Origin of the sequence: Streptomyces sp. NBC_00647 (assembly GCF_045207245.1) — a bacterium.
Lineage (GTDB): Bacteria > Actinomycetota > Actinomycetes > Streptomycetales > Streptomycetaceae > Streptomyces.
Map to the genome: position 1 here is coordinate 7,645,458 of NZ_CP109040.1, position 13,545 is coordinate 7,659,002.

14 protein-coding genes are annotated in these 13,545 nt (G+C 72.1%); 9 read left to right on the forward strand and 5 right to left on the reverse strand.

Annotation, left to right across the window (positions count from 1 at the left end):
- The first annotated feature begins 75 nt into the window (after positions 1-75).
- The 3 genes from OG788_RS33605 (at position 76) to msrB (ending at position 2,698) form a co-directional block, all read left to right on the forward strand.
- Complete coding sequence (locus tag OG788_RS33605) at positions 76-549, forward strand: indole-3-glycerol phosphate synthase (RefSeq protein WP_351554287.1); 474 nt, start codon at positions 76-78, stop codon at positions 547-549.
- Positions 550-855: 306 nt separating this feature from the next.
- A complete protein-coding gene (murC, locus tag OG788_RS33610; protein WP_406374885.1) occupies positions 856-2,244 on the forward strand; it encodes a UDP-N-acetylmuramate--L-alanine ligase in 1,389 nt (462 codons plus the stop codon).
- A 46-nt stretch (positions 2,245-2,290) separates the two neighbouring features.
- Positions 2,291-2,698: a peptide-methionine (R)-S-oxide reductase MsrB gene (msrB, locus tag OG788_RS33615; protein WP_351554282.1), complete on the forward strand. Its 408-nt coding sequence runs from the start codon at positions 2,291-2,293 to the stop codon at positions 2,696-2,698.
- A gap of 86 nt (positions 2,699-2,784) precedes the next feature.
- On the opposite strand, the gene OG788_RS33620 is transcribed toward msrB, so the two are convergent.
- The gene (locus tag OG788_RS33620; protein ID WP_406374886.1) at positions 2,785-3,441 is read right to left on the reverse strand and encodes a DUF305 domain-containing protein; all 657 of its coding nucleotides are present in this window, start codon (positions 3,439-3,441) and stop codon (positions 2,785-2,787) included.
- A gap of 96 nt (positions 3,442-3,537) precedes the next feature.
- On the reverse strand, positions 3,538-3,978 hold the full coding sequence (locus OG788_RS33625; RefSeq protein WP_406374887.1) for a hypothetical protein: 441 nt from the start codon (positions 3,976-3,978) through the stop codon (positions 3,538-3,540).
- 317 nt (positions 3,979-4,295) lie between these two features.
- On the opposite strand from OG788_RS33625, the gene OG788_RS33630 reads away from it, so the two are divergent.
- Positions 4,296-5,702: a YhgE/Pip domain-containing protein gene (locus tag OG788_RS33630; protein WP_406374888.1), complete on the forward strand. Its 1,407-nt coding sequence runs from the start codon at positions 4,296-4,298 to the stop codon at positions 5,700-5,702.
- 79 nt (positions 5,703-5,781) lie between these two features.
- Here the strand turns inward: OG788_RS33630 and OG788_RS33635 are convergent, their stop codons facing one another.
- Positions 5,782-6,651, reverse strand: a complete 870-nt coding sequence (locus tag OG788_RS33635; protein WP_406374889.1) for a LysR family transcriptional regulator — start codon at positions 6,649-6,651, stop codon at positions 5,782-5,784.
- 158 nt (positions 6,652-6,809) lie between these two features.
- Entirely contained in the window at positions 6,810-7,775 is a 966-nt protein-coding gene (locus tag OG788_RS33640; RefSeq protein WP_406374890.1) for a helix-turn-helix domain-containing protein, read from the reverse strand.
- 206 nt (positions 7,776-7,981) lie between these two features.
- Here OG788_RS33640 and OG788_RS33645 point away from each other — a divergent pair, with 206 nt between their 5' ends.
- From OG788_RS33645 to OG788_RS33665, 5 genes are read left to right on the forward strand one after another with little or no spacing between them, the layout of a single operon-like run.
- Positions 7,982-9,481, forward strand: a complete 1,500-nt coding sequence (locus OG788_RS33645) for an ATP-binding protein (protein WP_406374891.1) — start codon at positions 7,982-7,984, stop codon at positions 9,479-9,481.
- Positions 9,478-9,891 carry a roadblock/LC7 domain-containing protein gene (locus OG788_RS33650; RefSeq protein ID WP_406374893.1) on the forward strand — a complete coding sequence of 138 codons (414 nt, stop codon included), beginning with the start codon at positions 9,478-9,480 and terminating at the stop codon, positions 9,889-9,891. Before OG788_RS33645 ends, OG788_RS33650 begins: the two co-directional genes overlap by 4 nt.
- Positions 9,888-10,250: a DUF742 domain-containing protein gene (locus tag OG788_RS33655; protein WP_351554270.1), complete on the forward strand. Its 363-nt coding sequence runs from the start codon at positions 9,888-9,890 to the stop codon at positions 10,248-10,250. The genes OG788_RS33650 and OG788_RS33655 overlap by 4 nt, the downstream gene beginning before the upstream one ends.
- Positions 10,228-10,830, forward strand: coding sequence for an ATP/GTP-binding protein (locus OG788_RS33660; RefSeq protein WP_351554267.1), 603 nt, complete (start codon positions 10,228-10,230; stop codon positions 10,828-10,830). Before OG788_RS33655 ends, OG788_RS33660 begins: the two co-directional genes overlap by 23 nt.
- Entirely contained in the window at positions 10,827-12,170 is a 1,344-nt protein-coding gene (locus OG788_RS33665) for a cytochrome P450 (RefSeq protein WP_406374894.1), read from the forward strand. Before OG788_RS33660 ends, OG788_RS33665 begins: the two co-directional genes overlap by 4 nt.
- A 13-nt stretch (positions 12,171-12,183) precedes the next feature.
- On the opposite strand, the gene OG788_RS33670 is transcribed toward OG788_RS33665, so the two are convergent.
- A complete protein-coding gene (locus OG788_RS33670) occupies positions 12,184-13,425 on the reverse strand; it encodes a cytochrome P450 (protein ID WP_351554261.1) in 1,242 nt (413 codons plus the stop codon).
- Positions 13,426-13,545 lie beyond the last annotated feature (120 nt).

Here is a 13,545-nt window from a genome sequence, read left to right on the forward strand (position 1 = left end):
AGTACCCGTGCCGTCACGGGGCAGGATGGTTTCCGCAGGGGCCGGGACGGCCCACGGACGAGAAGGGCGCCTGTCGTGTTCACAAGCGTATTGATGATCGAGAAGGCCCTGACGTCCGCCGACGTGGAGTTCGTCACCACCTTGCACGGTGACGAGGCGGTCGCCTTCCACGTGCTGCTCCAGCCCCGGGGCGACCAGGCGGACCGGCTGCTGCGGGCCATCGACGACGTCGCGCTCGGCGAGATCGACGAGGCGACCCGTGAGGGCGAGACTCCGGAGGGCGACGAGGCCGCCAGTCAGGGCGAGCGGGCGCTGGAGGTGTCGCTGGTGGCCCTGCGCGCGTCCGGCAGCGCGGCCGAGGGTCGGCTCATCGAGGAGCACCCCCTCGACGCGCTGAAGGGCCTGGTCGACGAGATCGAGGCCGACGAGGTCATCGTGCTGACCGACCCCCACTACGTGGAGGAGTTCTTCCACCGTGACTGGGCCTCCCGGGCCCGCCACAAGGTCGGCGTGCCGGTGCTGAAACTGTTCTCGCACAGCAAGGCCTGAGACGGCTCGTCCGTCCCGGGGCGCGCGAGTCCGCGCACCCCTGAATCCCTGGAGCACACCTTTGGGGGTTCCGCGTTCGGGCGCGTGCCGCCGGTGACCGGTCCCGGTGGCCGGGGAGCGGGCGACGGCCCCGCTTCCCGCTTCCCGCCGGGCGTACGGCGCCCGGCTTCGCGCCCGTCCCCGGGTGCGGGACGCGTTCGCCGGTGTCCCTTGTGAGGTCCCGTCCGCCGCACCCCATAGGCTGGGTGCGCGTTCCCTTCGGGAGAGCGCGCCCACCTTCGTACCGGATCTTGGGGAGATACACGCATGGCACCCGGCCTTCCTACCGCGATGGACCGACCGCACTTCATCGGCATCGGCGGCGCCGGGATGTCGGGCATCGCGAAGATCCTCGCGCAGCGCGGAGCCCGGGTCGCGGGCAGTGACGCGAAGGACTCCGCCACCGCCGAGGCCTTGCGCGCCCAGGGTGCCACGGTGCACATCGGGCACGCGGCCGACCATCTCGCGACCGACGCCACCTGCGTCGTGGTCTCCTCCGCGATCCGCGCGGACAACCCGGAGCTCGCCCGCGCGGCCGAGCTCGGCATCCCGGTGGTCCACCGATCGGACGCCCTCGCCCGTCTGATGGACGGCCTGCGCCCGATCGCGGTCGCCGGCACCCACGGCAAGACGACCACCACGTCGATGCTGGCCGTGTCCCTGTCGTCGCTCGGCCTCTCCCCGTCGTACGCCATCGGCGGCGACCTCGACGCCCCCGGTTCGAACGCCCTGCACGGCGAGGGCGAGATCTTCGTCGCCGAGGCCGACGAGTCGGACCGCAGCTTCCACAAGTACGCGCCCGAGGTCGCGATCATCCTCAACGTCGAGCTCGACCATCACGCCAACTACGCGTCCATGGAAGAGATCTACGAGTCCTTCGAGACGTTCGTGGGCCGCGTCACCGAGGGCGGCACGCTGGTGATCTCGGCGGACCACGAGGGCGCCCGTGAGCTGACCCGCCGGGTCGCGGGCCGTGACGTGCGCGTGGTGACGTACGGCGACGCCGCCGACGCGGACGTCCGGGTGCTCTCCGTGGTCCCGCACGGCCTGAAGAGCGAGGTGACGGTCCTGCTGGACGGCGCCGAGCTGACCTTCGCGGTCTCCGTCCCCGGCCGCCACTACGCCCACAACGCGGTGGCGGCACTGGCCGCGGGTGTCGCCCTGGGCATCCCGGCCGCCGAGCTGGCCCCCGCGCTCGCCTCCTACACCGGCGTGAAGCGCCGCCTCCAGCTCAAGGGCGAGGCGGCCGGCGTCCAGGTCATCGACTCCTACGCGCACCACCCGACCGAGATGACGGCCGACCTGGAGGCGATGCGGGCCGGGGCCTCGGGCCGCATCCTCGTGGTCTTCCAGCCGCACCTGTTCTCCCGTACCCAGGAGCTGGGCAAGGAGATGGGCGAGGCCCTGTCGCTGGCCGACGACTCGGTCGTCCTGGACATCTACCCGGCCCGCGAGGACCCGATCCCGGGCGTCACCAGCGAGCTGATCCTGAAGGCCGCACGGGCGGCGGGCGCGGAGGTGACGCCGGTCCACGACAAGGCCGAGGTGCCGTCCGTCGTCGCGGGAATGACGAAGCCCGGTGATCTCGTTCTCACCATGGGCGCGGGCGACGTGACGGATCTCGGACCGGAGATCCTCGCCCGGCTGTCCGAGTAGCCGTGGCTCCTGGTGAGCCTTTTTTGAACGTGAGGGGTTGAGCTTCATGTCGTACGACATCGAAAAGCCGGACGAGCAGTGGCGCGCGGAGCTGACCCCGGCCGAGTACACGGTGCTGCGCAAGGCGGGCACGGAGCCCGCCTTCACCGGTGAGTACACCGACACCAAGACGACGGGCGTCTACTCCTGTCGCGCCTGTGGCGCCGAACTCTTCACCTCCACGGAGAAGTTCGAGTCGCACTGCGGCTGGCCGTCCTTCTACGACCCGAAGGACACCGACGCCGTCGAGCTGATCCAGGACCGGTCGCACGGCATGGTGCGGACGGAGGTGCGCTGCGCCCGCTGCGGATCGCACCTCGGTCACGTGTTCGATGGTGAGGGTTATGCGACGCCGACGGACCAGCGGTACTGCATCAACAGCATCTCGCTGCGGCTGACGCCCGACGAGGGCTGAGCCGAGGGTCGAGTCCGAAGGCGAGATGAGGCCCGTACGGGCCCCCGGGGCGAACCGGGGGCCCGTACGGGTGCCGGGGCCGTGGGTCACAGGCGGTCGAGGATGCTCCGCAGTCGCCTCACCTCGGCGGACTGGCCGGTGACGATGTCGTCGGCCAGCTTCTTCGTGCCGGTGTTCTTCCCGTCGCTCCGCTCGGTCTTCGCCATGGTGATCGCGCCGTTGTGATGGTCGATCATCATCCGGGCGAACATCGTGTCGAACTCCCGGCCCTTCATGGCTTTGAGCTCCGTCATGTCCATCCCGGCCATGGAGCCGGCGGTGGTGGGCCTGCCCCAGGACTTCAGCCAGCCCGTCATAGTGGTGATCTCGGGATCCTGGGCCTTCTCGATCGCGCCGGCCAGGTCCTTGATCTCGGCGTCGGAGGCGCGGCCGTCGGCCAGTTCGGCCATCTCCAGGGCCTGCCGGTGGTGCGGGATCATCGCCTGCGCGAACATGACGTCCGCGTCGTTGAAGCCACCGGACCCGGCTGCCCCGGAGGTCGCCTTCGCCGAGCTCGTGCCGCCGGTGTGGTTCATGCCCGCGTCGTCGCCGTCGCTGCCGCAGGCGGCGAGCAACAGGGCCCCCACGGCCACGACTGCGAGCGCCGTCCCACGGTGGCGGGCGGGCGTACGGCGGGTGGGCGCCGGGTGGCCGGGCGAGTGGTGCGGAGCATGCGTCAGGGCGGTCCGCCGGAAAGCGGTCATGGTCGATCCACCTCGTGTGTCGGTCGTTCTACGGCTGTTTCGGCGTGCGCGTCGTCGCGGGACCGCGCGTGGAGCGCGCCCGCGAAGGCGTCCGGCCTACTGCCGCAGGACCGACAACCGGAGCGGATCGGGGCCGCGTGGCGGAGGGCCGGGCCGCGGGGAGAACGGGGCGTCGGCGAGGAGGTCCCCCGACCGGCCGGGGCGGCGCGCGAGCGCCGTCCTCAGGAGCGAGGCGAGCACCCACACACCGAGCAGCACCGCCATGCAGAGCGACATCATGTCCATCGCCATGGCGGGCTCGTGCGGGCACGCCGGGTGCCCGCAGTCCTCGGCGTGGCCGAGCTCCCGCGACGCGGGAGCTCCCATCGGGTCATGGGCGGAGGACGTCACCCGGGCCGTGTGCGACGCCGTGTCCGTACCGTGCCCGGACGATCCTTCGGGGTGGCCCAGGGTGTGCATCACGAACACGCCCAGCGCGAGCACCACGACCAGCAGCACGTGCCCGAAGGCCCCCGCCACTCGTTCGCATCGGCTCACCCGCACCCGCACCCTGTCCGCTCCGTCCGTCCGTGATCGCTCCGGTCCGTTCCCGTCCGACGGTACCGAACGCCGCGACCGGCGTGCGGGAGGGGTGCGGCCGTGGCGACCGGAGTTGACGACCCTTCACGAAAGGGCCGTACGCCCATGAGCCCGAACCTCGGTGTGAAGCCGTGCGCCGCCGTCGGCGGTACGGCGAGTCGTCGTCCGTGACACCCGCGCACCACCGATCCTGGCCTGATGTGCGGCCCGGACTCCCCGGCCGGGGCCCGCGCGCCCACGCCGCTCCCGCGCCGCCCCGGAACCTACGGAGAACCATGGACGCCGACAGCAATCACCCCGCGGACGACGGCGACGAGGACGCCACGGGCGCCGGCAGCGGTGCCGGCCCGGGCAACGGTGACCGTGGTGACACGGACGCCGACCGGGGTGACTACGCCGGTGCCCCCGCCCAGGCGCGTGCCGTGGCACTCCTGCGCCGGCCGAAGCTGTGGCTGGTGCCCACCGTGCTGACAGGGCTGCTCGCGCTGCTGCTGTCGCTGCTCTACATGGGCGGCATCGTCAACCCGAACCAGCATCTGCACGACCTGCCGATCGGCCTGGTCAACGCGGACACGGGCAAGCCGCTTCCGGGCCAGCGCCAGAACGTGGGCAGCCAGGTCACCGCGGCAGTCGTCGCCGACGACACCTCCGGCACCGCCGACTGGCGCAGGCTCACTCCCGCGCAGGCCCAGGACGAACTCTCCTCGGGCAAGATCTACGGCGCCCTGGTCGTCTCCCGGGACTTCACCGACTCCCTCGCCGCGCTGACCACAGCGAACGCCACGGTCCGGCCCACCATGACGGTGCTGACCAACCCCGGCATGGGCAGCCTCGGTTCGTCCCTCGCGAGCCGGATCACCACGGCGGCGGCCCAGCGGGCGTCCACGGCCATCGGCAAGGAACTGACGACGTCGCCCGCGACCGCGAAGGCGGACCCCACCACCCGGCTGCTCCTCGCCGGCCCCGTCCAGGTCGTCACCCGGGTCGGGCACCCCATCGGCGAGCACAGTGGTCTCGGGCTGAGCGCGTTCTACTACACCCTGCTTCTGGTCCTGGCCGGGTTCCTCGGCGCCAACCTCATCAGCACCGGAGTCGACACCGCCCTCGGCTATGCCGACAGCGAGATCGGTCCCTGGCACACCCGCCGTCCCACCGTGCCGATCAACCGCACCCAGACCCTGCTCCTGAAGATGGCCATGACCGCGGGGATCACCGTGCTCACGGTCTCCCTGGTCATGCTGGCCACCGTCGCGATCCTCGGCATGGACGCCACCCATCTGCCGCTGCTGTGGATCTACTCCTACTGCGCGAGCCTCGCCGTCGGACTGGGCGTCCAGGCGATCAACGCGGCGTTCGGCGGGATCGGGCAGCTGGTGTCCATGTTCGTGTTCATCGTGCTGGGCCTGCCGTCCTCGGGCGCCACGGTCCCGCTCCAGGCGGTCCCCGGGTTCTACCGCTTCCTGTCCGTCTTCGAGCCCATGCGCCAGCTCAGCGACGGCGTGCGCGCCATCCTCTTCTTCGACGCGCGCGCCGACGCCGGCCTCGACCGCGCCTGGCTCATGATCGGCATCGGTGCCGGGCTCGCCCTCCTCTTCGGCTTTGCGATGACCCGCTACTACGACCGCAAGGGCCTGGACCGTCTGACCCCGCAGCCCGCCCGGCATCCCGTCCGATCCGCCTGACCGGCACCCCGCGGGCATCCGTCCCCACCGGACCGACCGCCGGCCGATCGGCCCTCGGGAACGCCTGGCGCGGCCGCTCTCAGGGCATGTGCCGCAGCAGTGCGGCCACCGCCGGCGGGGTGTCGCCACGGGGGTGGACCAGCATGATCTTCCAGTGAGGTGCGTGCCGGGCGAAGGTGTGGGTGCCGAGGTCGGGGAACTGCGCGGCGATCGAGGACGGCATCACGCAGACGCCCAGGTCACCGCGGACGAGTTCGGCCGCGGCGACGATGTCGTCGACCTCGAAGGCCGTCTCCCGTTCCACGGCGGCGGCCTCGAAGGCCCGGTCGACGCAGAGGCGGATCGCCCGGCCCGGTGTGAAGTCCACCAGCGGCAGCCGGGCGGTCTCGGCGAGCGTGATCGTGCCGTCCGGCCCGGTTCCGGTGAGCGTCCGGCCCGGAGCGGACGCCAGCACCATCTCCTCGTGGGACAGCAGCCGGGTCACCAGACCGCGCTGCGGCCGACGGTCCAGCGCGACCACGGCCAGGTCGACGGTGCCCTCGCGCAGCGCCTGACGGATGTCGGTCACGGCCGTCTGGCGCAACCGCACCAGCACGCCCGGGTGCTCGGCGCGCAGAGCGGCCAGCGGCCGGTGGAGGCCGGCCCAGACACCCTGCGTCGTACCGATCGTGATCGTGCCCCGCAGCTGTCCCCGGACCAGGCCGACGCTCGCCCGTGCCCGTTCCGCGGCCCGCAGCGCGGCGCGCGCCGCCGGGACGAAGACCTCGCCCGCCGGGGTCAGGAACACCCGGTGCGTGGTGCGGTCGAACAGGGGGGTGCCCAGTTCCCTTTCCAGTGCGAGGACCGTGCTCGACACGGCGGACTGCACGACGTGAAGCCGCTGGGCCGCCGCGGTGAAACCGCTCTCCTCGGCCACCGCCACCACGACCTCCAGCTGTCGCAGATCCATCTCCACTCCCGAAACCGCAGCCTGTCTCCGACCGAGATCCCGCCCTTCGTCGATTCTCCCAGGCCGTGATCGTCCGCGCGGGTCCCGACGAGGTCCCCGACGAGGACCTGACGGGTGCCGACGCGTGGATGGGGGAGGACGGGGACCGGAGACCTGGCTCAACGGGTGCCGTTGCGCATCTCCCGGGGGCTCACCCCGAAGCGCTGCCGGAACGCGGTGCTCAGGGCGCTCGCCGAGGAGAACCCCGAGGCGTAGGCCAGATCGGTGATGGTCAGGTGTTCGCAGTCGCCGCACCGGAGGCGTTCGCGGACCAGGCGCAGGCGCTCCTCGCGGATCAGGTCGCGCGGGGTGGTGCCCGCGTGCTGGAGTGCCAGCTGGATCTGGCGCAGCGACCAGCCGAGGGCGCGGGCCATGGACGTACCGGTGAGGCCGGGGTCGGCGGCGTGCTCGCGGACGTGGCGGCGGACCACCGTCTCCACGCCGGTCAGATGGCGGGCTCCGTCGGGACGGTCGTCGCCGGTGGCGAGCATGCACAGCAGCTCGACCACGCGGTCGGACACGGCGTCGAACTGGGAGTCGGAGAGATCGTGGCGCTCGGCGTACAGACCGCCGAGCATCGACCCGACGACGCGGCCGAGCCCCCTCGTCAGGTCGAGGCCGGTGGCCAGCGGTGACTTGCGGTTCAGCGGGCCGTCCACCTCCCGGGCCGGGATCGTGAGGACGAACGCCTGGGTGGAGGCGTCCTGGAGGCACTCGAAGGGCGATCCGAAGGAGACGAGCGTGCCCGTCCCCGGGGTCAGCCGTGCCTCCTGGCCGTCCTGGCGCAGGACGATCTCCCCGGTCAGCGGAAGCAGTAATCGGTAGTCCCCGTCGGGGTCCTCGCGGACCTGACGGGCGCTCCTGCTGTACTCGATCTCGTCCGAGCGGAACCTGACCAGCTGATAGGTCTCGGTGCGCTGACGGACCGTCTCGCCGCGGAAGTTGTCGGTGCGGCCGAACCGGTAGCCCATCCGGGACTGGTACGACCCGATGTGCTCGCTCCAGAAGTCGGCCCGCTCCCGGGGCTCCACCGCACCCGTCGACCGGGTCTCCACCAGGTAGCTTCCCGCGGGCAACGACACCATCAACTCCCGTGCGACTGAGGGCAGTTACACGGTGTCAGCCTAGTGCACACAGCCGGTGCGCATGACGGCAACTTCCTTGCGCGCCGGGGCAAGCGCCGGCACCGCCGCGCGGCTACCGTCGTGCGCCGCGCCCACTCGCGCCCCACCCCTCACATTTCCCGCTTCCGCCCCAGCAACGCGTCTCTGCATACGAGGACTTGAGGACCATGACCGAACGGATACCGGAGGCCGCGTCCTGGTGCCTGGCCGCCGGCCTGCTCGCCGTCACCGTGCTGCTGCTGCGCCAGCGCGGGATCACCACGCGGCAGCGCCGACGGACCGCCGCGCTCGCGGACGACCTGCGGGCCCGCGACGAGGAGCTGCGCCGCATGGTCGCGGTCCGCCTCCCCGCGCTGGAGGCCGCCCCGCACCAGCACGCCCCCACCGGTGCCCCCGCCGGCGGCCTGCTCGACGCGCGGCTGGCCGACACGGACTTCGCGAAGCATCTCGACAGCGTCCTCGAACGCTTCTCGGAGGCGGTGGACCACGCGCAGGCGCGGGCCGACCAGTCCGCGAAGGCCGCGCTCAAGGCGTCGATGCGCTCGATCCAGGCCCTCGCCAACGAGCAACAGGTGTCCATCGCGGAGATGCAGGACCGGCACGACCACCCCGACGTCCTGCGCGACCTGCTCGAGATCGACCACACCAACGCCCAGTTCGGCCGCCGCGCCCAGGCGATCGCCGTCCTGTGCGGCTCCTGGCCCGGACGGCAGCGCAGCACTTCCGCGCTGATCGAGGTGGTGCGCGGCGCGACCTCCCGGGTCCGGGACTACCGCCGCGTCCGCGTGAACGGACAGGCCGACATCGCCGTCGAGAGCCGCGCGGTCGAACCGGTGGTCCTCGCCGTCGCCGAGCTCCTGGACAACGCGGCACGCCACTCCCAGCCCAACACCACGGTCGAGGTCACCGTCCAGTCCGTGCACAACGGCGCGTGCGTGGTCATCGACGACGCCGGCGTCGGCATGGACGGCCGGGCGACCGAGCAGGCAGCCGCGCTGCTGACCGGCCGCGACGCGGTGGACGTGACCCGGCTCGACGATCCGCCGCAGTTCGGGTTCGCCGTCATCGGCGTACTCGCCGCACGGTACGGGTTCAGCGTCTCGGTGGACACACGGTCCCCGTACGGCGGTGTCCGCGCCGTGGTGTTCCTTCCGTCGGCGCTGCTCACCCACGTGGCCGCGGTCCCCGAGGCTCCGCAGGCCGAGCTCTCGGAGGCCGGGCCCTCTCCGGCGGCCGGGCGGCCCGCCGGTCCCGGGGCGCCCGAGCGTCCCACGCTCCGGGTGGCCGAGCCCGTCGAGACGACGACGGCCGGCGGCCTGCCGAAGCGGCGGCGCCGTGGCCCGCAGCAGGCGGCCCCCGCCGAACAGCCCGCTGCCGTGCCCGCCGAGGACGTCAGCGCACGGTCGGCCGAGGAGAACGCCCGGCGCATGGGCGCGTTCGCGCGCGGCACGCGCTTCGGCCGCGCGGCGCGGGACACCACCGGAACACCCGACGCTCCCGACACGCCCGGCATCCCCGGAGAGCCGGACGCCCTCGCGCCGACGGACGCGCCCGCGACGCCGGCGGATGACCCCGGGGTGTCGACGGACGCCCCCGCCATGCCGACGGACGTCCCCGTGACGTCGTACGACACCCCCCATGAGAACGAAGGGAACACACAGGGATGACCACGCCCAAGACCAACGAGCTGGGGTGGATGCTCGACGAGGTCCTGAAGGTGCCGGAAGCGCGGCACGCGATCCTGCTGTCCGCCGACGGCATGCTCCGCGCCCACTCCGCCGACATCGGCCGGGACGACGCCGAACGGCTGGCCGCGGGTCTGTCCGGCGTGCAGTCGATCAGCCGCAGCACGGCCGAGTTCTGCGGCAGCGCGAACACACCGTGGCGCCAGACCCTGATCGAGTTCGCGCACGGATACGTCTTCCTCGTCGCCGCGGGCGAGGGTGCCCATCTCGCGGTGTCCACGACCGAGGAGGTCGACATGGAGGCCGTCACCTACCGCATGCACAAGCTGGTCGACCGGCTCGGCAAGGAGCTGACCAGCCCGGCCCGGCAGGACACCGGCAGTCCGGCATGACGCCGCCCAGGCGCCGTCCCGGGGAGCGGCTGGTGCGGGCGTACGTCGTCACCGACGGCCGCTCGCACCCGTCGCGCAACACCCTCGACCTCGTCACGCTCCTGATCGCCGCGGCAGGCCCGCCGCTCACCGGGCTGAGCCCCGAGAAGCGGCGGCTGATGGAGCTGTGCCGGCCCGGGGCGCTGTCGGTGGCCGAGGTGGCGGGCCATCTGGAGCTGCCGGTCAGCGTCACCAAGGTCCTGATCGCCGACCTGATGGACAGCGGTCACCTCGTCACCCGCGCGCCGATCCCCTCCGCCGGGCCGTCCGACACCCGCATCCTCCAGGAGGTGCTCGATGGGCTCCGCTCCCGCCTCTGAGACCATGTATCTGCCCGAGGGCGTGCGGACCGCCGTCAAGCTGCTGGTGGTGGGCCACTTCGCGGTCGGCAAGACCACCTTCGTCGGCGCGCTGTCCGAGATACGGCCCCTGCGCACCGAGGAGGTCATGAGCCAGGCCGGCGCGCTCGTCGACGACTTGGCCGGTACGCGGGACAAGACCACCACCACGGTCGCCCTCGACTTCGGCCGCCTCACCCTCAACGACACGCTGGTGCTCTATCTGTTCGGCACTCCGGGGCAGCAGCGTTTCACCGAGCTCTGGCAGGACATGACGCGCGGCGCACTCGGCGCGCTCGTCCTCGCCGACACCCGGCGCCTGGACCAGTCCTTCGATGTCATGGGCGTACTGGAGGAGTTGGGGCTCCCGTACGCCGTCGCCCTGAACGACTTCGGCGACGGGCCGGGACACGGGCTCGACGAGGTGCGCGAGGCCCTCGACCTGCTGCCCTCCACCCCGCTCGTACGCTGCGACGCCCGCGATCCGGTGTCCTCCACCGAGGCACTGATCACCCTCGTCGAATACCTACTGAACCGCACCGGCGAACTGGAGCACGCGTGACCGCCGTACCGCCCCCCGGCTGCCCGGCCCACCAGTCCCTGTACGGGCCGGAGTTCGCGGCCGATCCCGCCGCGGTCTACCGGCGGCTGCGGGAGGCCGGACCGACCGGGCCCGTCGAACTCGCGCCCGGCGTCCGGGCCACCCTCGTCGTCGGGTACGACGCCGCCCTGCACGTCCTGCGCAGTCCGGAGACCTTCGCCAAGGACCCGCGCCGCTGGAGGGACCTGGCCGACGGCACCGTGCCGATGGACAGTCCGGTCGTCCCGATGATGATGTACCGGCCCAACGCCCTGTTCACCGACGGCGAGGAGCACCGACGGCTGCGCGGCGCCATCACCGACAGCCTCGCCCGCGTCGAGCCCAGCACCCTGCGCGGCTATGTCGAGCGCAGCGCCGACACCCTCATCGACCGGTTCGCGCCGCTCGGCACGGCGGATCTGCTCGGCGCATACGCCCAGGTCCTGCCGCTGCTCGTCTTCAACCATCTGTTCGGCTGCCCCGCGGGCCACGGAGTCCGGCTGGTCGAGGGGATGTCCGGGATCTTCGACGGGGTGGACGCCGAGAAGGCGAACGAACTGCTCACCACCACCCTGCTCGACCTCGTGGCGCTGAAGCGGCGGCGGCCCGGGGCGGACATGACGTCCTGGCTGATGGAGCACCCGGCCGCGCTCACCGACGAGGAGATGGTCCACACCCTCGTCGTGCTGATGGGCGCGGGCACCGAACCGCAGCAGAACCTGATCGCCAACAGCCTGCGCCTGCTGCTGTCCGACGACCGCTTCGCGGGTGACCTGTCCGGCGGCACTCTGCCGGTGGAGGACGCCCTCGACGAGGTGCTGTGGACCGATCCGCCGATCGCCAACTACGCCGTGCACTACCCGAGGCACGACGTCGTGTACGAGGGCACACCGTTGCGCGCGGGCGATCCGCTGGTGGTGAGTCTCGCCGCGGCCAACACGGATCCCTCCCTGACGAGCGGTCAGCGCACGGGCAGCCGCGCACACTTGGCATGGAGCGCGGGCCCGCACAACTGCCCGGCGCAGGGCCCGGCGCGGCTGATCGCCGCCGTCGGGGTCGAGAAGCTGCTCGACCGGATCCCCGACATCGAACTGGCGGTTCCCGTCGAGAAGCTGGAGTGGCGTCCCGGCCCCTTCCACCGCGCGCTCGCCGCCCTGCCGGTGAGCTTCCCGCCCGTCCCGGTGGCCGCACGGCCCGAGGACGAGCTCCGGAGGCCGGCCGCGGCCTTCCCGGCGTCCGCCCCCGAGCCTCCTCCGACCCCCGCGCCCGACCGCCCGAGGAGCGGCTGGGCGCGACTGTCGGCCTGGTGGCGCGGCGAATGAACCGGCCCGGCTTCTAGGAAATGCGGACGGGAAGGGAGCGGTGGCCGTTGGAGATGAAGGAGTCCACCGGCCGCAACTCCTCTTCCGGGACCGCGAGTCGCAGGCCCGGGAACCGGTCGAAGAGAGCCGGGAGCGCGATCCGGGCCTCCAGCCGGCCCAGCGGCGCCCCCAGGCAGTGGTGGACACCGTGGCCGAAGGCGAGGTGCTCCTTGTCGGCGCGGGTGACGTCGAACCGGTCGGCGTCCTTCCCATGGCGTTCCGGATCGCGGCCGGCGGCGGCGTAGGCCGCGAGGATCGCCTCGCCCTTGGCGATCACGGTTCCGTCGGGGCCGCCGAGCTCGGAGAGGACGATGTCCTCCACGGCGTACCGCAGCGGCAGGTTCGCGACCGGCGCGTCCGCGCGCAGGGTCTCCTCGACCACGTCGTCCCAGGTCGCGCGGCCCTCCCGGACGAGTTCGAGCTGCTCGGGCCGGGTGAGCAGGGCGTGCACGGCGTTGTCGATGAGGTTGACCGTCGTCTCGTGGCCGGCGCTGACCATCAGGACGAGTGTGTCCAGCAGCTCCTGCTCGCTGAGCCGGGTGCCGTCCTCCTCGCGGGCCGCGATGAGCCCCGAGGTCAGATCGTCGCCGGGCGACTCCCGCTTGGCGGCGACGAGTTCGGCCAGGACCACGTACATCCGCTCGTAGGCGGCCGTCATCTCGCCCGGGTCGGCGGAGGTGTCGAAGATGCGGTCGACCAGGTGCCGCAGCTCGGGGCCCCGCTCCTCGGGCAGCCCGAACAGATCGCTGATCACCTGGATCGGCAGCGGATAGCAGAGTTCCTCGCGCAGGTCGACGACCTGGAAGCCGCGCCCGGCCTCCTCCACGCGGTCCAGCAGCCGCCGGGTGATCTCCTCGATACGCGGCTGGAGCGCGGCCGTCCGGCGGGCAGTGAACGCCTTGGAGACCAGTGTGCGCAGGCGTTTGTGTTCGCCTCCGTACGCGGTGAACATGTTCTGCACGGCCACCCAGGTGAACAGGGGCCACTCCGGGGTGATCGCGCCGCTCGCGAGCAGCGGCCAGTGCTGCCGTGCGTCCTTGGACACCCGGGGATCGGTGAGCAGCCGTTTCAGCAGCTCGGGACCGCTCACCGCCCAGGCCTCCACGCCGCCGGGAAGCTCCACCCGGGCCAGCGGTCCGCTCTCGCGTATCCGGGCGGCCTCTTCGTGGATGTCGCGTCCGGTCGCGTCGATCACTAAGGGACTTGGATTACCCATCAGGAGCCTCCCGGCAGTCGAACCCCAATTCGGCATACGCCGCGTCACGCTACGCGAGCACACGGGTTCCCATCGAGACCCACCTGGCGTCGGATGCGTACGGTGTCAACTTCTTTGCGC